At 67.5% G+C, this 18,293-nt stretch carries 18 protein-coding genes; 7 read left to right on the top strand and 11 right to left on the bottom strand.

The features are described 5' to 3' along the window. Nucleotides 1–142 precede the first annotated feature (142 nt). From EU805_RS00235 to trpS, 7 genes are all read right to left on the bottom strand, one after another. Nucleotides 143–541 (bottom strand): GNAT family N-acetyltransferase, encoded by a 399-nt coding sequence (locus EU805_RS00235; protein WP_129761939.1) that lies wholly within the window; start codon nt 539–541, stop codon nt 143–145. Next, the gene (gene tsaB / locus EU805_RS00230; RefSeq protein WP_370318146.1) at nt 538–1,170 is read right to left on the bottom strand and encodes a tRNA (adenosine(37)-N6)-threonylcarbamoyltransferase complex dimerization subunit type 1 TsaB; all 633 of its coding nucleotides are present in this window, start codon (nt 1,168–1,170) and stop codon (nt 538–540) included. Before tsaB ends, EU805_RS00235 begins: the two co-directional genes overlap by 4 nt. Then, nucleotides 1,167–1,457, bottom strand: a complete 291-nt coding sequence (locus EU805_RS00225; protein ID WP_129761937.1) for a hypothetical protein — start codon at nt 1,455–1,457, stop codon at nt 1,167–1,169. The genes tsaB and EU805_RS00225 overlap by 4 nt, the downstream gene beginning before the upstream one ends. Beyond that, the gene (locus tag EU805_RS00220; RefSeq protein WP_129761936.1) at nt 1,457–2,020 is read right to left on the bottom strand and encodes a NifU family protein; all 564 of its coding nucleotides are present in this window, start codon (nt 2,018–2,020) and stop codon (nt 1,457–1,459) included. Before EU805_RS00220 ends, EU805_RS00225 begins: the two co-directional genes overlap by 1 nt. A 74-nt stretch (nt 2,021–2,094) precedes the next feature. Continuing rightward, nucleotides 2,095–2,550 (bottom strand): universal stress protein, encoded by a 456-nt coding sequence (locus EU805_RS00215; protein WP_129761935.1) that lies wholly within the window; start codon nt 2,548–2,550, stop codon nt 2,095–2,097. A 54-nt stretch (nt 2,551–2,604) separates the two neighbouring features. Then, nucleotides 2,605–3,471 carry a branched-chain amino acid aminotransferase gene (locus EU805_RS00210; RefSeq protein WP_129761934.1) on the bottom strand — a complete coding sequence of 289 codons (867 nt, stop codon included), beginning with the start codon at nt 3,469–3,471 and terminating at the stop codon, nt 2,605–2,607. Nucleotides 3,472–3,746: 275 nt separating this feature from the next. After that, complete coding sequence (gene trpS, locus EU805_RS00205) at nt 3,747–4,760, bottom strand: tryptophan--tRNA ligase (protein ID WP_129761933.1); 1,014 nt, start codon at nt 4,758–4,760, stop codon at nt 3,747–3,749. Here trpS and EU805_RS00200 point away from each other — a divergent pair. Next, on the top strand, nt 4,720–5,523 hold the full coding sequence (locus EU805_RS00200; RefSeq protein WP_165351852.1) for a rhomboid family intramembrane serine protease: 804 nt from the start codon (nt 4,720–4,722) through the stop codon (nt 5,521–5,523). The two genes, trpS and EU805_RS00200, sit on opposite strands and share 41 nt — an antisense overlap. Nucleotides 5,524–5,683: 160 nt before the next feature. On the opposite strand, the gene murJ is transcribed toward EU805_RS00200, so the two are convergent. The 3 genes from murJ to EU805_RS00185 are packed head-to-tail and all read right to left on the bottom strand — an operon-like array spanning nt 5,684 to nt 11,264. After that, nucleotides 5,684–7,273: a murein biosynthesis integral membrane protein MurJ gene (gene murJ / locus EU805_RS00195; RefSeq protein WP_129761932.1), complete on the bottom strand. Its 1,590-nt coding sequence runs from the start codon at nt 7,271–7,273 to the stop codon at nt 5,684–5,686. A 24-nt stretch (nt 7,274–7,297) separates the two neighbouring features. Beyond that, complete coding sequence (locus tag EU805_RS00190; protein WP_129761931.1) at nt 7,298–10,060, bottom strand: [protein-PII] uridylyltransferase; 2,763 nt, start codon at nt 10,058–10,060, stop codon at nt 7,298–7,300. 10 nt (nt 10,061–10,070) lie between these two features. Further along, on the bottom strand, nt 10,071–11,264 hold the full coding sequence (locus tag EU805_RS00185) for a penicillin-binding protein activator (RefSeq protein WP_129761930.1): 1,194 nt from the start codon (nt 11,262–11,264) through the stop codon (nt 10,071–10,073). 139 nt (nt 11,265–11,403) lie between these two features. Between EU805_RS00185 and rsmI the strand changes: the two genes are divergently transcribed. The 3 genes from rsmI (at nt 11,404) to gshB (ending at nt 13,663) form a co-directional block, all read left to right on the top strand. Further along, nucleotides 11,404–12,300: a 16S rRNA (cytidine(1402)-2'-O)-methyltransferase gene (gene rsmI / locus EU805_RS00180; RefSeq protein WP_129761929.1), complete on the top strand. Its 897-nt coding sequence runs from the start codon at nt 11,404–11,406 to the stop codon at nt 12,298–12,300. Continuing rightward, complete coding sequence (locus EU805_RS00175) at nt 12,263–12,652, top strand: YraN family protein (RefSeq protein ID WP_129761928.1); 390 nt, start codon at nt 12,263–12,265, stop codon at nt 12,650–12,652. Before rsmI ends, EU805_RS00175 begins: the two co-directional genes overlap by 38 nt. A 66-nt stretch (nt 12,653–12,718) precedes the next feature. Next, nucleotides 12,719–13,663, top strand: coding sequence for a glutathione synthase (gene gshB / locus EU805_RS00170; RefSeq protein WP_129761927.1), 945 nt, complete (start codon nt 12,719–12,721; stop codon nt 13,661–13,663). 19 nt (nt 13,664–13,682) lie between these two features. Here gshB and EU805_RS00165 read toward each other — a convergent pair whose 3' ends face one another. Next, complete coding sequence (locus EU805_RS00165) at nt 13,683–14,648, bottom strand: DUF2125 domain-containing protein (RefSeq protein WP_129761926.1); 966 nt, start codon at nt 14,646–14,648, stop codon at nt 13,683–13,685. A 63-nt stretch (nt 14,649–14,711) separates the two neighbouring features. Between EU805_RS00165 and EU805_RS00160 the strand changes: the two genes are divergently transcribed. The 3 genes from EU805_RS00160 (at nt 14,712) to EU805_RS00150 (ending at nt 18,237) form a co-directional block, all read left to right on the top strand. Further along, nucleotides 14,712–15,242 (top strand): gamma-glutamylcyclotransferase, encoded by a 531-nt coding sequence (locus EU805_RS00160; RefSeq protein WP_129761925.1) that lies wholly within the window; start codon nt 14,712–14,714, stop codon nt 15,240–15,242. A gap of 151 nt (nt 15,243–15,393) precedes the next feature. Further along, complete coding sequence (locus EU805_RS00155; RefSeq protein WP_129762689.1) at nt 15,394–16,488, top strand: biopolymer transporter ExbB; 1,095 nt, start codon at nt 15,394–15,396, stop codon at nt 16,486–16,488. Between the two features lie 3 nt (nt 16,489–16,491). Next, on the top strand, nt 16,492–18,237 hold the full coding sequence (locus EU805_RS00150) for a peptidoglycan -binding protein (RefSeq protein WP_129761924.1): 1,746 nt from the start codon (nt 16,492–16,494) through the stop codon (nt 18,235–18,237). Nucleotides 18,238–18,293 lie beyond the last annotated feature (56 nt).

Here is an 18,293-nt window from a genome sequence, read left to right as displayed (position 1 = left end):
GGTACACGTAGGCGCGGGACCGGATCACGGACCGCGCTGCACCGAAGATAAGGCAACGCACACGGACAAGGGTCAACCGCTTCTTTGGGTCAACGATGCATTTTTTGCCATATGGTCAAAAAACGGGCGCCCTGCGGAACGATCACGGGCAGCTTAGCACAAGCGCGTCGATCGCCGCGCCGGTCTCGCGGCGGTAGTAGGCGCGACGGCGGCCGATCTGAGTGAAACCGAGGGCGTGGTACAGCGCGCGTGCGGCGACGTTGTCCTCGGCCACTTCGAGAAAGCAGCGCTCCGCTCCTGCACGCTCGATCAGGGCTGCGACGGCAGCGCGGGAAAGGCCTTGGCGGCGGTGGTCCGGGTGGCAGGCGACGGTCAGCACCTCCAGCTCGCCGGCGATGCACCGGCCCAGGGCGAAGGCCCGTTCGTCTCCGGCCAACAGAGCCCCGGGACTAGAGAGAAGGGCCGTGAATTCCTCCGCGCTCCAGGCGCGATCGGTCGAATTGGCGGCCGCGTGGGTTTGCGCCAGCGTCTCGGGCGTCACGGGACGACGACGGGCGGTGCATCGCGTGGCGGGGCGGCATCGGCGGGGCGCAGGTAGAGCGGCGCGGGCCGTGGCGCCTCGGCGGGGGCGGCTGCGGCGGCGCGCGCCAGCCCCTCTGCGAAGGGCAGGGCGGTGCCCCGATGTCCGAAGCCCGCTTCCACCAGCCGGGCGGCACCGGGGCCGAAGATCACGCAGCCCTTAGGCAGGCGCGGCATGTCCGCCAGGTCAGCACTTACCAGCCGGGGCGCGGGATCGGCGTCTGCCGCGAAGGCCTGCACGTAAAGCTGACCGCGCGGTGCTTCCAGCGCCACGGCGCAGGCCGGCTGGCCGTGCGCGTAGGCCGCGAAGCTGCTGACACCGATCGCCGGACGGTCGAGCCCCAGCGCCAACCCACGCGCGGTCGCTACGGAAATGCGGATACCGGTGAAATTGCCCGGCCCGGTGCCGACACCGATCCGGTCGAGGTCGCGCCACGTCAGGCCTTCGCCTGACAGGATCCCCTCCAGCATCCCGACCAGATGTTCCGCCTGGCCCTTGGCCATGTCGTCGACGCGGGTGACGATCCTGTCGCCCAGGATCAGACCGGCGGCGCAATGGCCGACGGAGGTGTCGAATGCCAACAGGTTCACGTGGTGGAGAAGGTCAGCGGTTTCGTCTTGTGCCGCTGGAGGATGCCCCGCGCCTCAAGGTCGAGCTGCACGCACTTCAGCCACCATCCTGCGGTCTTGCCTTCGGGAAACAGCGCTGCGGGCAGGCGTGGCAGGACACCTTCCTTGATTTGCGCCGCCGTCATCGGGTCGGAAGACATGATGGACAGCATCGCGGTCTTCATCGTCTCGTACTTCGCGCGGTCCACGCGGCTGACGTGGTCCGGCGCGTTGACGTTGCGGACTTCGACCTTGTCGTCCTCGGCCATCAGGCGGCCACGGGGCGAACTTCGGTCACTTCGGGGATGTAGTGCCGCAGCAGGTTCTCGATCCCCATCTTGAGCGTCAGCGTCGAGGACGGGCAGCCCGCACAGGCGCCTTGCATGTGCAGGTAGACGATGCCGCGCTCGAATCCGTGGAAGGTGATGTCGCCACCATCCTGCGCTACGGCGGGGCGGACACGGGTGTCGAGGAGTTCCTTGATCTGGTCGACGATCGCACCGTCTTCACCGTCGTGCGTCGCGTGACCGGAGGCCGGTTGGTGGTCGGCACCCATGACGGGCTGGCCGGACTGGTAGTGCTCCATGATGGCGCCCAGAAGGGCGGGCTTCACGTGGTCCCACTCGACCGCGTCGTCCTTGGTGATCGTGACGAAATCCATGCCGAAGAACACGCCCGTCACGCCGTTCACCGCAAAGAGCCGCTGCGCCAGCGGGGAAGAGCCCGCGGCGTCGGACGACGGGAAGTCTGCAGTTCCCATGTCGAGCACGGATTGGCCGGGCAGGAACTTCAGCGTGGCGGGGTTCGGCGTCGATTCGGTCTGGATGAACATGCGATGTCCTTTCGGGTCAGACTACCGATATGCGCTCGCGACCACGGTGCGTCAAGGTTTGGAACGATTCTAAGTCAGGTAATGGCTTCCAGCTTTTCCTTCGACAGATCGCCCGGCACGACCGTGATCGGAATGTGGAACGTGCCTGCCTGCCGCGACAGGGCGCTGACGAGCGGGCCGGGCCCCTTCTTGTCGGTCCCCGCGCCCAGGACAAGCACGCCGATCTCGGGGTCTTCCGCGATCTGGGCGATGATCTCGCCCACGGCTTCGCCTTCGCGGATCACGAGGACCGGATCCACCCGCTGGCGATCGCGCATCCATTTGGCGAAGACCTCGAAATGGACCTCGATCCGCTCGCGGGCCTCGTCGCGCATGATCTCGCCCACGCCGATCCAGTGGTTGAACTCGTCGGGTGGAATGATCGACAGGACGACCACGCCGCCGCCGGTGCGCGAGGCGCGCATCGCGGCATAGCGCATCGCGTTGAGGCATTCGCGGCTGTCGTCCAGCACGACCATGAATTTGCGCATCGGGACCCTCCAATCGGGACCATCCTGCCCCCGCGCCCGGTCATACGCAACGTATTAGAGCGGCTGGCCGGCCGCCCAGTCCCAGTAGAGATCCCGTGTCCGCCGGGTGACCGGGCCGACGGCATAGGTCGTATTGTCGAAGGCGCTGACGGGCGTGACCTTCATCATGTTGCCAGACAAGAAGACCTCGTCCGCGGCATGGAAATCGGCAAAGGTCAGGACCTTCTCGATAACCTCGACCCCGTCGGCGCGCAGGTTGGCGATATGACGGGCCCGCGTGATGCCCGACAGGAACGTGCCGTTGGGGATCGGTGTGAAGATGGTGCCGTCCTTGACCATGAAGACGTTGGCGGTCGCGGATTCGGCCACGTTTCCCATGGCGTCCGCCACCAGCGCATTGCCGAACCCCTTGGCGCGCGCCTCCGCCAGCATGCGCGCGTTGTTGGGGTAGAGACAGCCCGCCTTGGCATCGACCACCGCGTCCTCGATCACGGGGCGGCGAAAGCGGGTGGTGGTCAGCGTGGTGGTGGCCCCCTCGGGCGCCATCGGGATCGCTTCGAGGCTGACGGCGAAGCCGGTGGCATCCGCGCGCGGGACGATGCCCAGGTCTCCCCCGTCGATCGCCCAGTACATGGGACGGATATAGACAGCCGCACCGGGCGCATAGGCGCGCAACCCTTCCCGGATCAGGGCGACCATGTCCTCGGTCGAAACCGTGGGCGTGATCATCAGCGCCCGCGCCGAGCGGTTGATCCGCGCGCAATGCGCTTCGAGGTCGGGGACCAATCCGTTCACCAGTCGCGCCCCGTCGAACACGGTCGTGCCCAGCCAGGAGCCATGGTCCGCGGCCCGCATGACGGCCAGGTCCGCATCGTGCCACTGGCCGTCGAAATAGGTGCGAATGTCGCTGCCGGTCGCCATGGGATCCTCCTGCGTGCGAATCCGGCCTAGACCCGCCTGCGCGGTCCTGCAAGTCCCCGCCTGGTGCTTAGGCCCGGTCCAGCACGCCGTGAAGAGCAAGACGCCCTCACGTCATGGACTGCCCGCCGCGAGGCCCAACCTTTCGCGAGGTCTTCTTCTGGCCAGAAATATCCCGGGGGAGGTGCGCAGCACCGGGGGCCGAGCCCCCGTCCTCCTCGTGCCGGTAACGCCAACGATTGATCCCGACCGAGAGCAGTGCGGGACAGGATATCCGATCAGCCGCGCAGGCCCACGATTTCGTAGGTGCGCTGCAGGATCGGTGCGGCAAGGGCGGCAGCCCGGTCGGCCCCTTCGGCGAGGATGCGGTCGATTTCGGCGGGGTCGTCCATCAACCGTGTCATCTCATCGGAAATCGGCGCGAGTTTCGCCACGGCGAGGTCCGCCAGGGCAGGCTTGAAGGTACCCCAGCCCGCGCCACCGTGTTCGGCGATGACTGCCTCGGGGGTCGTATCGGACAGGGAGGCGTAGATCTCCACGAGGTTGCGCGCCTCGGGGCGGTCCTTCAGGCTCTCGACCGCCTCGGGCAACGGCTCCGGATCGGTCCGGGCCTTGCGGAACTTCTTGGCGATCTGATCGGCGGTGTCGCGCATGTTGATGCGCTCCATGTCGCTTTCGCCGGATTTGGACATCTTCTTCGTGCCGTCGCGCAGGTTCATCACGCGCGCGGCATGGGTGCCGATGACGGGCTCCGTCAGCGGGAAGAAGTCGACGCCGTAGTCGTGGTTGAACTTCGCCGCGATGTCGCGGGTCAGTTCCACGTGCTGCTTCTGGTCGTCGCCCACGGGGACGTGGGTCGCATGATAGAGCAGGATGTCGGCGGCCATCAGCGAAGGGTAGGCGTAAAGGCCGAGCGACACCTTCTCGGCGTTGGACCCGGCCTTGTCCTTGAACTGGGTCATCCGGTTCATCCAGCCGACGCGGGCCACGCAGTTGAAGATCCAGCCCAGCTCTGCGTGGGCCGAGACGCGGCTTTGGTTGAACAGGATGGATTTCGTGGGATCGAGACCGGCGGCGAGGTAGCCCGCGGCAACTTCCCGCGTGCCATGGGCCAGCTCGACCGGGTCCTGCCAGACGGTGATCGCGTGCAGGTCGACGACGCAGTAGAGCGCCTCCATCTCGCCCTGCATGCCGACGAACCGCTTGATGGCGCCCAGGTAGTTGCCCAGCTGCAACCCGCCGGAAGGCTTGATGCCGGAGAAGACGCGGGGCGTGAAGGTCGTGTCGGTCATGGGCGATCCGGGGGCTGGTGGGCTGCGGGAATTGCGCATACCCATGCCAGAGCCCGCCCGTCTGCGCAACAAGGGGACCGCCATGTCCGACGATCGCCACGTCATCAATGCCCTTCCGCCCGTCGTCACGGCCCTGTGCCTGATCGCCGTGGCGGTGGAACTGGTGCTGTCCGCCGGACAGGCCGGGCTGGTAGGCGGTCCAACGGCCATCGGCTGGCGTCTGTCGGCGATCCAGGATTACGCGATCTCTCCGGCGGTGGTCGATTACGTGCTGGGACGGGGGGATCTTGCGCCGGACCTTCTAAAGCGCTTCGTGACCTACCCGTTCGTCAGCGCGAGCTTCACGCAGGCGCTCTTCGGGGCCGCCCTGCTTCTTGCGCTGGGCAAATTCGTGGGAGAGGTCTTTCATCCGCTGGCAACGGGGGCGGTCTTCGTCGGATCTGGAATCTTCGGCGCGCTGGCCTTCGGGTTGGTCGCGCAAGGATCGCAGCCGCTCATCGGGCTGTTTCCGCCGGTCTACGGGCTGATCGGTGCGTTTACCTATATCCTCTGGGGGCGGTTGGGGGCCTCGGGGCAGAACCAGTTGGCGGCGTTCCGGCTGATCGGTTTCCTGCTGGCGCTGCAGCTTGTCTTCGGCGTGCTCTTCGGCGGCGGGTTGACCTGGGTCGCGGAACTGGCGGCTTTCAGCTTCGGCTTCGCGCTGTCGATCGTCGTGGCCCCGGGCGGGTGGCGCGCCCTGCTGGGACGGTTGCGGCAGCGGTGAGGGCAGGAGCCTCCGGCGGGAGTTTATCGGGCCAGATGAACGAGGGTGCGCCCACGGGCCGGTGGCCGCGCGGGCTGCGCGGGCGGGAGCCTCCGGCGGGAGTATTCTGGAAAAAGCCAGGTCGTGGTGCAATGGGCACCGGTGCCGTGGAGCGGACAGCTCAGCGGCGCAGGGCGCGGCGGAACTCCTGCAGGCGGAAGGCGCCCAGCACCTGGCCGGTGGCGAAATAGGTGACGATGCCCAGGCCCACCAGGACCGCCAGGGCCGCGTAGCGCAGGCCCGCGGTCGCAAGCAGCGGGCCGAGGACGGCACCGGCGCCCCAGAGGATCGCCCCCATCACGACGGAGGCCAGCACGATGCGCCAAAGCCTGCGCTTGAAGCGGTCATCGAGCGTGGCCGCGGCGCCCATCTCGCGCGAGCCGCGCCAGAGCTGCAGGACCATGATCCAGCCGACCGCCGTCGTGCCGAAGGCGGCGGCCGCGAAGCCGATCACCGGCGCAAGCCCGATCGCGATGACGACGTTCAGCACCATCGCCACGACCGCGTAGTTGAACGGGCGCCGTGTGTCCTCGCGCGCGAAGTAGAGCGGTTGCAGCGCCTTTTGCAGCACGAAGGCGGGCAGGCCCAACCCGTAGATCGCGACGGCGATGGCTGTGGACGCGGTGTCGTCGGCGGTAAAGGCGCCGCGCTCGAACAGGACCGAGACCAGGGGGATCGGGATCACCAGCAGCGCCACGGCGGCGGGGATCGTCAGCGCGAGGCTCAGCTCCGCGGCGCGGTTGAAGGCGTCACGCCCCCCGGCCTCGTCCCCGGCGCGCAGACGGCGGGAGAGGTCGGGCAGCAGGACCACGCCGATGGCGATGCCGACGACCCCCAGCGGCAGTTGGTAAAGCCGGTCGGCGTAGGACAGCCAGGCCACGGCGCCGTCGAAGAAGCTGGCGACCTGGCGTCCCACCAGCAGGTTGATCTGCACGACGCCGCCGGCCAGCGCCGCGGGGGCCGCGATCCGTGCGAGACGGCTCAACTCAGGCGTCCAGCGGGGCAGGCGCAGCCGCAGGGGATAGCCCGCCCGCGCCGCCGCCCACCAGACGATGGCCATCTGCAGCGCCCCCGCGATGGGCACCGACAGGGCAAGGCTGTCGCCGATCCGCAAACCCAGCGCCCGGTCGAGCCCGGTGCCCATCAGGGTCTCGGACAGGTCACCGCCGAAGGCCGCGGTGATCAGCATCGCCACGATGAAGACCACATTCAGGATCACCGGCGCGGCGGCGGCGGCAAGAAACCGGCCCGTGGCGTTCAGCACGCCGGACAGCAGCGCCGCGAGCGAAATGAACAGGATGTAGGGAAAGGCCAGCCGACCGTACTGGACGGCCAGATCGAAGCGCGCGTCCTCGCGAAATCCGCTGGCCATGGCGGTCACGAGCCAGGGCATCGCCACGATCCCTAGCACCGTGATGCCGGTCAGCAGGGCCGCCATCGCGATGAAGGCATCCTGCGCGAAGGCTCGGGCGTCTTCCCCCCCTTCGACCTTCTTCGAGAACATCGGCACGAAGGCCATGTTGAAGGCTCCTTCGGCGAAGAACCGGCGGAAGAGGTTGGGCAGCGAGAAGGCCACGATGAAGGCCTGTGCCGCGATCCCCGTGCCGAGGTAGCCCGCGATCAGGATGTCCCGGGCGAAGCCCATCACGCGGGACAGAAGGGTCCAGATGCCCACGGTGAAGAAGCCGGACATCAGACGGATCGGTTGCATGGGGCGGGCTCCTGACAGGCGGCGCTACCCTTGCGCCCGTTCCGCGCCCTGGTCAATGGCCTCGCGCAGGCGGGCGGCGAGACTGGCGCGCTTGCTCTCGGAGTAGAGTTTCAGCCCGGTCAGATCCTTGACGTAGAAGGTGTCCACCGCCTGTTCGCCGTAGGTCGCGATCACGGCGGAGGCGATGTTGACATTGGCATTGGCCAGCGTGCGGGTCAGGTCGTGCAGAAGGCCGGGGCGGTCGCGGGTGTCGACCTCGATGATCGTGTAGATCTCCGAGCCGTCGTTGTCGAAGGTGATGACCGTGGGCACCCGGAAGGCGCGCATCCGCTTCGGCAGCTTGTCGCGGTCGGCCAGCGCGTCGCGGGCCACGACCTCCCCTTTCAGGGTGCGCTCGATCATGCGGCGCAGGCGGGGCAGGCGGTCCTCTTCGTAAGGGTGGCCATCGGCGTCCTGGATCCAGAAGGCGGCCGTGGCGTAGCCGTCCTTGGAGGTATAGGTCCGCGCGTCGACGATATTGGCCCCCACCAAGGCCAGCGCGCCGTTCATCCGGCTGAAGAGCCCGGGATGGTCGACCATGGCAAAACAGGCCCGGGTGGCGTCACGGTCGTGGTCCAGCGTGAGGTCCACGGCAATCTGGTCGTCGTCGAGATCCCGCAAGAGCCGTGCGAAAACCACGTGGGAAGACAGCGGCATCCCTTGCCAGTAGGGCCCGTAGTGCCGGCCGAGTTCGCGCTTGTGATCCGCGGCGTCCCACCCGTCCAGCGCCTCGCGCAGCGCGCGCTTGGCGTCGCGCTCCTGGGTCTCGCGGTTGAGATCCTCCAGCCCGTTCTCCAGCGCGTCGCGGGTGGCGGAATAGAGGTTGCGCAGCAGCACCGCCTTCCAGTTGTTCCAGGTGCCGGGACCCACGCCGCGGATGTCGCAGACGGTCACCAGGAGCAGCAGGTCGAGGCGTTCCTTGGATCTGACCGCCTTCGCAAAGCCCTGCACGGTGCGCGGTTCCGAGATGTCGCGCTTCTGCGCCGTGTCGGACATCAGAAGGTGATGGCGCACCAGCCACTCGACCGTCTCGCAGTCCTTCTTCGACAGGCCCAGGCGGGGCGCCACCTTGCGGGCGATCTGCGCGCCCAGAACCGAGTGATCCTCGGGCCGTCCCTTGCCGATGTCGTGCAACAGCAGCGCGACGTAAAGCGCCTTACGGTTCACGCCTTTCTCGATGATGTGCGAGGCGTAGGGCAGTTCCTCGACCAGTTCCCCACGCTCGATCCGGGCAAGGTGGCCCAGCACCTGGATCGTGTGTTCGTCCACCGTGTAATGGTGGTACATGTTGAACTGCATCATCGCCACGATGGGGGCGAATTCCGGCATGAAGGCCGCGATGACGCCCAGCTCGTTCATCCGGCGCAACCCGCGCTCGGGGGAGGCGTGGTTCAGCATGATCCGCAGGAAGATCTTGTTGGCCTCGCGGTCGCGGCGCATCTCGTCGTCGATCAACGCAAGGTTCGCGGCCACCAGGCGCATGGCGTCGGGATGCAGCAAGGTGCCGGTGCGCATCGCCTCGTCGAAGATGCGCAGCATGTTCAGGGGGTCGTTCAGGAACGCCTTCGCACTGTCGACCACCAGTCGGTTGTTCTTGACCGAGAACGGCGGCTTCGTCTTCGGCTTGCGCTTGAGCAGGCGTTCCAGCATCGGCGCGGCCTTGGCATGGCTGCGTTCCTGCGCGGTCAGGAAGATGCGGGTCAAATCGCCGACCACGGTGGCCTGGCGGAAGTAGTCCTGCATGAAGTGCTCCACCGCGCGACGTCCGCCCCGGTCGGTGTAGCCCATGGCCTCGGCCACGGCGACCTGCATGTCGAAGGTCAGTTGGTCCTGCGCCCGGCCCGCGATCAGGTGCAGGTGACAGCGGACGGCCCAGAGGAATTCGTGCGCGGTGCGGAAGGTACCGTATTCCTCGGCGGTGAAGACCTTGTGCTTGACCAGTTCCGACGCGTCGTGCACCCCGTGGATGTACTTGCCGATCCAGTAGAGCGACTGCAGGTCTCGCAGCCCGCCCTTGCCTTCCTTCACGTTGGGTTCGACCATGTACCGCTGGCCGCCCTGTTTTTCGTGGCGGCGGGTGCGTTCCTCCAGCTTGGCCTCGATGAATTGCGGGGCGGAGGATTTGAACAGATCCGTCCAGAGCCGTTTGCCGAGCCGGTCCGCGAGGTCGGGATCGCCGGTCAGGTAGCGACATTCCACGAGGCTCGTGCGGATTGTGTAATCCTCCGATGCGAGCCGGATGCATTCCTTGATCGTCCGGCTGGCGTGGCCGACCTTCAGCTTGAGGTCCCACAGCATGTAGAGCGAGGATTCGATGACCGCCTCGGCCCAGGGGGTGATCTTGTAGGGGGTGAGGAACAGCAGGTCGACGTCGGAATGGGGCGCCATCTCTCCGCGCCCGTAGCCGCCGACGGCGATGACCGAAAGGCGTTCGCCCTCGGTCGGGTTCGGCAAGGGGTGCAGGCGCGTGCGGGCCACGTCGAGGACCGTTTCCACCAGCCGGTCGGTCAGCCAACTGTAGCTGCGGGTAACGGGATTGGCATCGAAGGGCCGCGCCTCTAAGGCGGCGCGGATCGCGCTCCGTCCCTTTTCCTGGACCTGGCGGAGGATCTCGACCACGGCGGTGCGCAGCGCGCGGTCGTTCTGTGCATTCAAGGCTGCCGCGTCGATCGCGCGGAGGACGCTGACCACGTCGAAAATGTCCTGCGCCGGACGACACAGGTCGTCCGGCGCAGGTTCGATGGGCATCGGGGCGGGTTTAGCTGCCTGCACGGCCGAAGCTGCGCGGTGCTGGGTCGAGGATGACGACGGATCCGTCACGCACGGTGGCCACGGCCAGTGCGCGCTGGCTCAACCCGTCCGGCTGCAGGCGGAACACGCCGGAGGTGCCGTTGAACCCCTGCCGCTGGGTCAGGGCGTTCTTGGTCAGCGCGTCGTTGCGGCCTTGGGCCACCAGCGCGCCGATCGCCGCGATCCCGTCGTAGGCAAGCCCGGCCAGCGGGTGCGGGTCGTTGCCATAGACGCTGGCGTAGCGCGATTCGAAGGCGCGCACGGTGGATTGGTCGGGCACCGCGAAAAGGCCACCTTGCAGACCCGGAAGCTCCAGCGCCTGGGGGGCGGCATCCCAGCGGGTCAGACCGATGAACCGCGTGTCGGCGGGATTCACGCCCGCCTCGGGCAGGGCCGTGGCCAGGATCGGCAGATCGGCGTTGACGCCGGCGGTGGTGAAGATCGCCTCGGCCCCCGCGGCTTTCACGGTCTGCGCGATGCGGCTTGCGGATTCGGTGATGCCCTGCTGGCTGAGCGGGTAGCTGGCGACGCCCGCGACCTGTGCACCGTTGGCCTGCACCGCGCGTGTGATCGCGTCGCGACCGACGGCCCCCTGGGTGTCGTCGGCGTGGACGATGCCGAACCGGCTGATCCCCTGGCGCCCCGCGTATTGCACCAGCCGCGTCGCGGTGTTGTCGAAGGTCGAGCCCAGCACGAAGACGTTGCCGCCCGCGATGGTCGGGTTGTTGGAGAACGCCAGGACGTTCACGTTGCGCGGGGCGACGGCCACGCCCGCGGCATTCGCCGAATCGGCGAAGAGCGGCCCGAGCAGGATCTGCGCGCCCTCGTCGACCGCTTGCGTGGCGACCGTCGCGGCCTGTGCGGAATCGGACCCGCTGTTGTAGACCCGCAGGTCGATGTCCACGCCCTGAAGATCGCCGATGGCAAGCCGGGCCGCGTTCTCGAGGCTGGAGGCAATCGCCTGGTCGCTGCCTGCGGTCGAACCGCCCGGGACCAGCAAGGCCACCTGCACGGGCGCGTTGGCATCGATCATCTGGCCGGTATCCTGGGTCATTCCGACCGAACCCACGGGCGCGCAGGCGGACATCCACATCAATCCGATGAGGGCGGTCAGCCAGGCGGCGGGCCTTGCAAGGGGGCGGGCGAGGGCGGTGGCGGTCATGCTGAGGGTCCTTGTCCGTGACAGGCGGGAGGTCGAGGGGAGGGGCGTCCGCGGCCAGGGGGCGTTGTCCTTCCCCCCGATCCACCGCATGGTCCCGGATCACGACCTATCATAAGGCCGAGAAGGGACGGGTCTAGGGATGAATCATCTGAAAGTCGCACTTCCGCCGGGGTTGTACCTCGTGGCCACGCCGATCGGGACCGCGCGGGACATCACGCTGCGGGCGCTGGACACGCTCGCCAGTTGCACGATGATCGCGGCCGAGGACACGCGTACCGCGCGCAAGCTGATGGATATTCACGGCGTGCCCCTGGACGGACGCCGCCTCGTGGCGTTTCACGACCACAGCGGGCCAGCCGCGGTGGCGGGGCTGGTGAAGGTGATTGCCGAAGGCGGTTCGGTGGCCTGCGTGTCGGAGGCCGGCAGCCCGCTGATCGCCGACCCCGGCTTCGAGCTCGCGCGGGCGGTCCGCGCCGAAGGCCTGCCCGTGATCGCGGTCCCGGGGCCTTCGGCCGTTGTGACGGCATTGAGCGTCGCGGACCTGGCTACCGATCGCTTCGCCTTCTGCGGGTTCTTGCCCGCGGCCCGGGCCGCCCGGACGGCAGCGCTGGCAGAACTGCGCGATATCCCCTTCACCCTCGTGTTCTACGAATCCCCGAAACGCGTTCATGGTTTGTTAACCGACGCGCGCGATATCTTGGGACAAGAACGGCAGGCGCGGGTCTGCCGCGAGTTGACCAAGAAGTTCGAAGAAGTGTCGGCCGGGACGCTCGCCGAACTGGCCCGGGAATTCGACGGACGGTCGGTGAAAGGCGAAATCGTCGTGCTCGTCGGGCGCGGCGGTGCCGATACATTGGACGAGGACGATATCGAGCAGGCCTTGCTGCAGGCGATGCAGACGATGCGTGTCAAGGATGCGGCAACGGCGGTCGCGGGGGCGTTGGGGCTGCCACGGCGGCAGGTCTACCAGACCGCCCTCGACCTGAAGAGGACCGCAGATGACGACGCAACAAGTGACGACGGCACGGCAACATAGGGGACGAAGCAACTATCACGCGGGCGTCGCGGCGGAGGAGATCGTCGCCCGGGCCTATGCCCGCCGTGGCTATGTGCTGGCAGCCCAACGCTGGCGCGGCCAAAGCGGTGAGGTCGACCTGATCCTGAAGGACGGGGACACGGTCGTCTTTGTCGAAGTCAAGAAAAGCCGCACCTTCGATCAGGCCATGGGGCGGATCACGCAGGTCCAGGTCGACCGTATCTGTCGGGCCGCCACCGAATTCGTCGGCAGCGAACCGCGGGGGCAGTTGACGCCGATGCGTTTCGACGTCGGTCTGGTCGACGGTGCGGGCGACGTGGAAATCCGCGAAGGGGTACTCGGCGGCTGGTAGCGCCCCATTGCGGGCAGGGGTCCGCTGGGCCATATCGGTGCAAACCGCCTTACCGGAGCCTGCCCCATGTCGCTGAACGTCGCCTTCCAGATGGACCCGATCGGTCCGATCAACATCGATGCCGACAGCACGTTCCGCATCGCCGAGGAAGCGCAGGCGCGGGGGCATCGGCTGTTCTACTACACGCCCGACAAGCTGTCCTACCACGCCGGCCGCGTCATGGCGCGGGGATGGCCGCTGACCCTGCGGCGAGAGCGGGGCAATCACTTCACGCTGGGCGAAGAGGCGGAGGTCGATCTGTCGACGATGGATGTGGTCTGGCTGCGGCAGGACCCGCCCTTTGACATGTCCTATATCACGACGACGCACCTGCTGGACATGATCCACCCGGGCACGCTGGTGGTCAACGACCCCTTCTGGGTGCGCAACTACCCCGAGAAGCTGCTGGTCCTGAAGTTCCCCGATCTCACACCGCCCACGATGATCGCCCGCGACCTGCAAGCGCTCAGGGAGTTCCGCAAGGAGCACGGCGAGGTCATTCTCAAGCCGCTCTACGGCAATGGCGGGGCCGGGGTCTTCAAGCTTGGCCACTCGGACAGCAATCTTGCATCGCTGCACGAGCTCTTTTCGGGCATCAACCGCGAACCGCTGATCATGCAGAAGTTCCTGCCCGCCGTCTCCAAGGGGGACAAGCGGGTGATCCTGGTCGACGGAGAGCCGGTCGGCGCGATCAACCGTGTCCCCGCCGAGGGCGAGACCCGGTCGAACATGCACGTCGGCGGACGCCCCGAGAAGGTCGCCCTGACCGACCGCGACCGCGAGATCTGCGAACGGATCGGCCCGCTTCTGCGCGAAAAGGGCCAGGTCTTCGTGGGCATCGACGTGATCGGCGATTGGCTGACCGAGATCAACGTGACCTCGCCTACCGGTCTGCAGGAACTCGAACGCTTCGACGGCACCAATGTCACCGCGAAGATCTGGGAGGCGATCGAAGCCCGTCGCGCGGGCTAGGCCGCCGTCACCTTTTGCCTCAGCGCAGGATGGGGGCCGGACCCAGCGGGATCGGTCCCAGCGCCATGCGCCCGTCCGTGAAGACCAGCGGCAGGCGCAACGTCTCCTGCCCGCCCGAGAAGAATGCCACACCGCGTGCGATCGTCGTCGCAAGGTCCTCCGGCACCCAACCGCCGGCTTGCGCGACGGCCAGGACATCGCGCCATTGGACGATTTCCAGATCGATCTGACCTTCGGGAATGCCCTGGGGGTCGACCTGCACCTCGCCCGTTGCGCGCAAGGCAAGCGCACCCCAGCCAAGGTCCAGCGACTGCACGCGCACCCCCTCCAGCAGCGCGGGAGCGGCGAGCGCGGCCCGGTCGAGCGGTCGGTCGAAGGTCGCTTCCGCGTCCAGCGTGAAGGTGCCGTCCCCCTCCGGCGCTCCGGGAAGGTCCGGCTCCATGAGGCGCAGCCCTTCCACCGAAGCGTAGACATCGTAGGCGTTCGCGGCCGGCCCGTCGCGGCGCACCGCCGCGAGCGCGGGACCGGTCGAGATCTGCCACCCCCGGTCTGCGGCGAGGTCCAGCGCGGCGGCTTCCACGGTCAGCGTCTCCAGGCCGAGCGCCGTCGACGGCGCCACGTGCAGGCTGGCCCGCATGGCCTGCGACTCCAATGCCACGGCACGTCCGCCCAAGGTCAGGGCCTGTTCCGGCGGCAGCGTGGCGATGATCCGGTTGGGCCGGTAGGACAGGGCCGCGGTCTGCACCACCGGCGCCTGCCAGCCGAAACCGCCCGCCGGGCTGGCGACCGAAACCTCCCGCGCGGTCACGTCGAAGCGTGACGGAAAGCCCGAGGTGTCGCGCTCCGCGATCTCCACCTGCCAGCCTCGATCCCGGGCCATTTCGACCGCGCGGTCGATGCCGGCATCGAGTCCCCGCACCGTGATCGCCCAGAAGCCCGCGTAGAGGACTGCCAGCACCACGACGATCCACAGTAATACCCGCATTGCCCGCCCTCGCCATTGGATGCCGGCCGGTCTATAGCGGCGCAAAGGAAAGGACCAGCATTCATGAGCCTTTGGGTCTTCGGCTACGGATCGCTTCTTTGGAAAACCGGGTTCACCCCGGCCGAGACACGTCGCGCGGTCCTGCACGATTACTCCCGCAGCTTCTGCATGCTCTCGATCCATCACCGCGGCACGCCCGAAGAACCCGGCCTCGTGCTGGCATTGGAGGAAGCCCCCGGCGAGACCTGCACCGGCATCGCCTTTCGCGCCGAAGACGCGGAGTCCGACGCCGTGCTGGAAATGTTGCGCGCGCGCGAACTGATCTCCTCGGCCTACGTCGAGCACGAGGTGCACCTGCAGACCGAGGCGGGGCCGTTGACGTCCCTGGCCTACGTCATCGACCCCGACCACGCGCAATACGTTCACCTCGACCTCGAAACACAGGCGGGGATGATCGCGCGCTCCACGGGTGGCATGGGGCCGAACCCGGAGTATCTGTTCAATACCGCCCGGCACCTCGACGAGATGGGGATCCGCGATGACGACATGCGCTGGCTCGCGGACCGGGTGCAGGCGCTGATCGAGACGGTGTGACCCGAACCCGACAGGGCAGGGGATTAGGCGTTTGCAGCCACCGCCGCGCCCGCTAGGGTGCGCAAAACGATAAAGGACAGCATCCGTGCCGGATCCCGGGGCCTCAGAGGCCAGACCGCAGTTTTCCCAGCCCGTTCGGCAGATCACCTCGATGCTGGTGGTGCTGGCGCTGGTGGCGGCGGGGCTTTACCTCGGCTTCACGCCGCTGCGCTCGATCTTCCTGTCGAACCCCTGGCTCAACGGGGCCATTCTGGTCGTCTTCCTGATCGGCGTCTATTCGACCTTCGCTCAGGTCTACCAGCTGATGAAGTCGGTGGAATGGATCGAAGGCTTCGCCGCCGGACGGTCGGGGCATCACCTGACCGCGGCACCGTCGCTGCTTGCACCGCTGGCCACGCTGCTGCGGTCGGTGGGCAAGCGGATGCAGATCAACTCGACCTCGGCGCGGTCGATTCAGGACAGTGTGGCCGAACGGATCGACGAAGACCGCGAGATCACGCGCTATATCGGCAACACGTTGATCTTTCTCGGTCTTCTGGGCACGTTCTACGGGCTCGCCACGACGGTCCCCGCGCTGGTGGACACGATCCGGTCACTCTCCCCCGGGGAGGGCGAGAGCGGTGACCAGATCTTCACACGGTTGCAGCAGGGTCTCGAAAGCCAGTTGGGCGGCATGGGCACGGCGTTCTCATCCTCGCTGCTGGGGCTTGCGGGATCGTTGATCGTGGGCCTGTTGGAGCTTTTCGCGGGCCACGGGCAGAACCGTTTCTACCGTGAGCTGGAAGAGTGGTTGTCCACCATCACCCGGCTGGGCTTTGCAACCGGTGACGACGGCGGGCGCGAGGACAGCGCCATGCTTACCGCCTTCGCCGAACACATGGGTCACCAGCTTGATGCCATGGCCGAGATGTTCTCCCGCTCGGACGCCGCCGGTCGCGAAACGGACGAGCATTTGGCGCAGCTGGCCCGCACCATCGACCGGCTGGTCGACAGCCAGCGCGGGCAATCCTCGGACGAGGCCGCCTTGACCCGCATCGCCGAAGGGCAGGAGCGCCTGATCGAGAAGCTCGAAGAGGGCGGTATCGACGGGTTGGACGCGGAAAGCCGGATGCGGTTGCGGTCTCTCGATACGCAGATGCTGCGCGTCACCGAGGAGATCGCCTCCGGCCGGCAGGAGCTGATCGGGGAATTGCGCTCGGAAATGGCGAACCTGATCCGGGCCCTGCGCGCCCGGCAGGGGGGCTGATCCATGGCCTTGTCGCGGCGGCCACAGCGGATGAACTCGACCATCTGGCCCGGCTTCGTGGACGCGATGACGGGCCTTCTTCTGGTGCTGATGTTCGTGCTGACGATCTTCATGGTGATCCAGTTCGTCCTGCGCGAGACGATCAGCGGGCAAGCGACGCAGTTGGACGAACTGGCGGGGCAGGTCGCCTCGCTGACCGATGCGCTTGGGTTGGAACAAAATCTTACGGCGTCGCTGACTGCCGATCTGGATGCCGCCGCCGAGACGACCGACGCGCAGGCGGCCCGGATCGCCACCCTGATCTCGGAGCGCGATACCGCCACCGACGCGCTGGTCGCCGCGCAAAACCGGATCACCGGGTTCGAGGCGCAGGTGGCGGGGCTTCTGTCGCAGCGGGCGGAGCTGACCGGCCAAGTCGAGGGGCTGGAGGCGCGCGAGGCCGAATTGCTGAGCGAACAGGAACAGTTGAACCTCGCACTCGCCACCGCGCGCGACGAGGTGGATGCTCAGACCGAAGCCGCGCGCCTGGCCGCCGCCCGGCGCGAGGCGTTGCAGGCGCTTGTGGCGGACCTCGAACGTGACGCCGAGGCGCAGGCCGACCTCATTGCGGAGCAGGACGCGGAGCTGACCGATCTGGAGGCCGCACAACTGGCCGAGGCCGCGGCGGCCGAAGCCCTGCGTGCACGTCTCGAGGACGCGGATGCGGAACTCACCGCGATGACGCTCGCCTTGGAAGAGCAACGGCAGGAGGCCGAGGACACGCTGACCTTGCTCGCCGCCGCCCGTGCCGCCCGCGAAGAGCTGGACCAGGAACTTTCCGCCGTGCTTGCCGCACAGGACGGCAGCAGCGAACAACTGGCCGAAGCCCGGGCCACCACGCAGGAGCTGACCGCACAGCTTTCCGCCGCACTGGCCGCGCGCGAAGAGGCCGAGGAGGCGGCGAGCGACACGCAATTTGAGACCGAGCGTCAGGAGGCCCTGCTGGCCGAGGCACGGCGCGCCCTTAGCGAAGAGGAGGCGCAGTCCGAAGAGGCGCAGCGCCAAACCGTCCTGCTCAACGAACAGGTGGCGCAACTGCGCGCGCAGGTGGGATCGTTGCAGTCGCTTTTGCAGGTCGCAGAGGACGAGAATGCCGATGCCGACGTGCAGATCGAGAACCTGGGCGCGCGACTGAACACCGCGCTGGCCCGCGTCGCGCAGGAGGCCCGTCGCGCCAGCGCGCTGGAAGAAGCCGAACGAATCCGCCTCGAAGAAGAGGCCGCGCGACTGGCGGCCGAGGCGCAGAACCTCGAACGCTTCCGGTCCGACTTCTTCGGAGAGGTGCGTGCCGCCGTCGAAGGGCTGGACGGCGTGCGGATCGAGGGCGACCGTTTCGTCTTCTCCTCGGAGGTGCTGTTCAATCCCGGCTCGGCCACCCTGTCGCCTCAGGGCCGTAACGAGATCGCCAACGTGGCGGGCCTGTTGCGCCAGATCTCTTCCGAGATCCCGGACGGCATCGACTGGATCATCCGGGTGGACGGCCACACCGACGACATTCCGTTGTCCGGCACGGGTGAATTTGCCGACAACTGGGAGCTCAGCCAGGCGCGCGCCCTGTCGGTCGTGCGCTACATGGAGGATTCGCTGGGGATCCCGCCGACCCGGCTGGCGGCCAACGGCTTTGGCGAATACCAGCCGCTCGACCCGGCCGATACGCCGGAAGCGCGCGCCCAGAACCGCCGGATCGAACTGAAACTGACCGAACGCTAGGCGGCCTGCACCGTCCGATACAGGCCGAGACCGCGGGTGCAGTTTGGCAAGCAGGC

The sequence above is a fragment of the Salipiger sp. IMCC34102 genome, assembly GCF_004145405.1.
In the GTDB taxonomy this organism is placed as follows: Bacteria; Pseudomonadota; Alphaproteobacteria; order Rhodobacterales; family Rhodobacteraceae; genus Loktanella.
This window is presented reverse-complemented; position numbering and strand designations above follow the sequence as displayed.

Bases quoted from the DNA above. Each gene is read 5' to 3' on its own strand.
- EU805_RS00215 (WP_129761935.1), bottom strand. From the start codon at position 2,550: ATGCGCAAATTCATGGTCGTGCTGGACGACAGCCGCGAATGCCTCAAC.
- EU805_RS00210 (WP_129761934.1), bottom strand. From the start codon at position 3,471: ATGGCGACCGGCAGCGACATTCGCACCTATTTCGACGGCCAGTGGCAC.
- murJ (WP_129761932.1), bottom strand. From the start codon at position 7,273: ATGCAACCGATCCGTCTGATGTCCGGCTTCTTCACCGTGGGCATCTGG.
- EU805_RS00165 (WP_129761926.1), bottom strand. From the start codon at position 14,648: ATGCGGGTATTACTGTGGATCGTCGTGGTGCTGGCAGTCCTCTACGCG.
- rsmI (WP_129761929.1), top strand. From the start codon at position 11,404: ATGAATCATCTGAAAGTCGCACTTCCGCCGGGGTTGTACCTCGTGGCC.
- EU805_RS00175 (WP_129761928.1), top strand. From the start codon at position 12,263: ATGACGACGCAACAAGTGACGACGGCACGGCAACATAGGGGACGAAGC.
- trpS (WP_129761933.1), bottom strand. From the start codon at position 4,760: ATGACCGACACGACCTTCACGCCCCGCGTCTTCTCCGGCATCAAGCCT.
- gshB (WP_129761927.1), top strand. From the start codon at position 12,719: ATGTCGCTGAACGTCGCCTTCCAGATGGACCCGATCGGTCCGATCAAC.
- EU805_RS00220 (WP_129761936.1), bottom strand. From the start codon at position 2,020: ATGTTCATCCAGACCGAATCGACGCCGAACCCCGCCACGCTGAAGTTC.
- EU805_RS00190 (WP_129761931.1), bottom strand. From the start codon at position 10,060: ATGCCCATCGAACCTGCGCCGGACGACCTGTGTCGTCCGGCGCAGGAC.
- EU805_RS00155 (WP_129762689.1), top strand. From the start codon at position 15,394: ATGCTGGTGGTGCTGGCGCTGGTGGCGGCGGGGCTTTACCTCGGCTTC.
- EU805_RS00160 (WP_129761925.1), top strand. From the start codon at position 14,712: ATGAGCCTTTGGGTCTTCGGCTACGGATCGCTTCTTTGGAAAACCGGG.
- EU805_RS00200 (WP_165351852.1), top strand. From the start codon at position 4,720: ATGCCGGAGAAGACGCGGGGCGTGAAGGTCGTGTCGGTCATGGGCGAT.
- EU805_RS00225 (WP_129761937.1), bottom strand. From the start codon at position 1,457: ATGGCCGAGGACGACAAGGTCGAAGTCCGCAACGTCAACGCGCCGGAC.
- EU805_RS00150 (WP_129761924.1), top strand. From the start codon at position 16,492: ATGGCCTTGTCGCGGCGGCCACAGCGGATGAACTCGACCATCTGGCCC.
- EU805_RS00185 (WP_129761930.1), bottom strand. From the start codon at position 11,264: ATGACCGCCACCGCCCTCGCCCGCCCCCTTGCAAGGCCCGCCGCCTGG.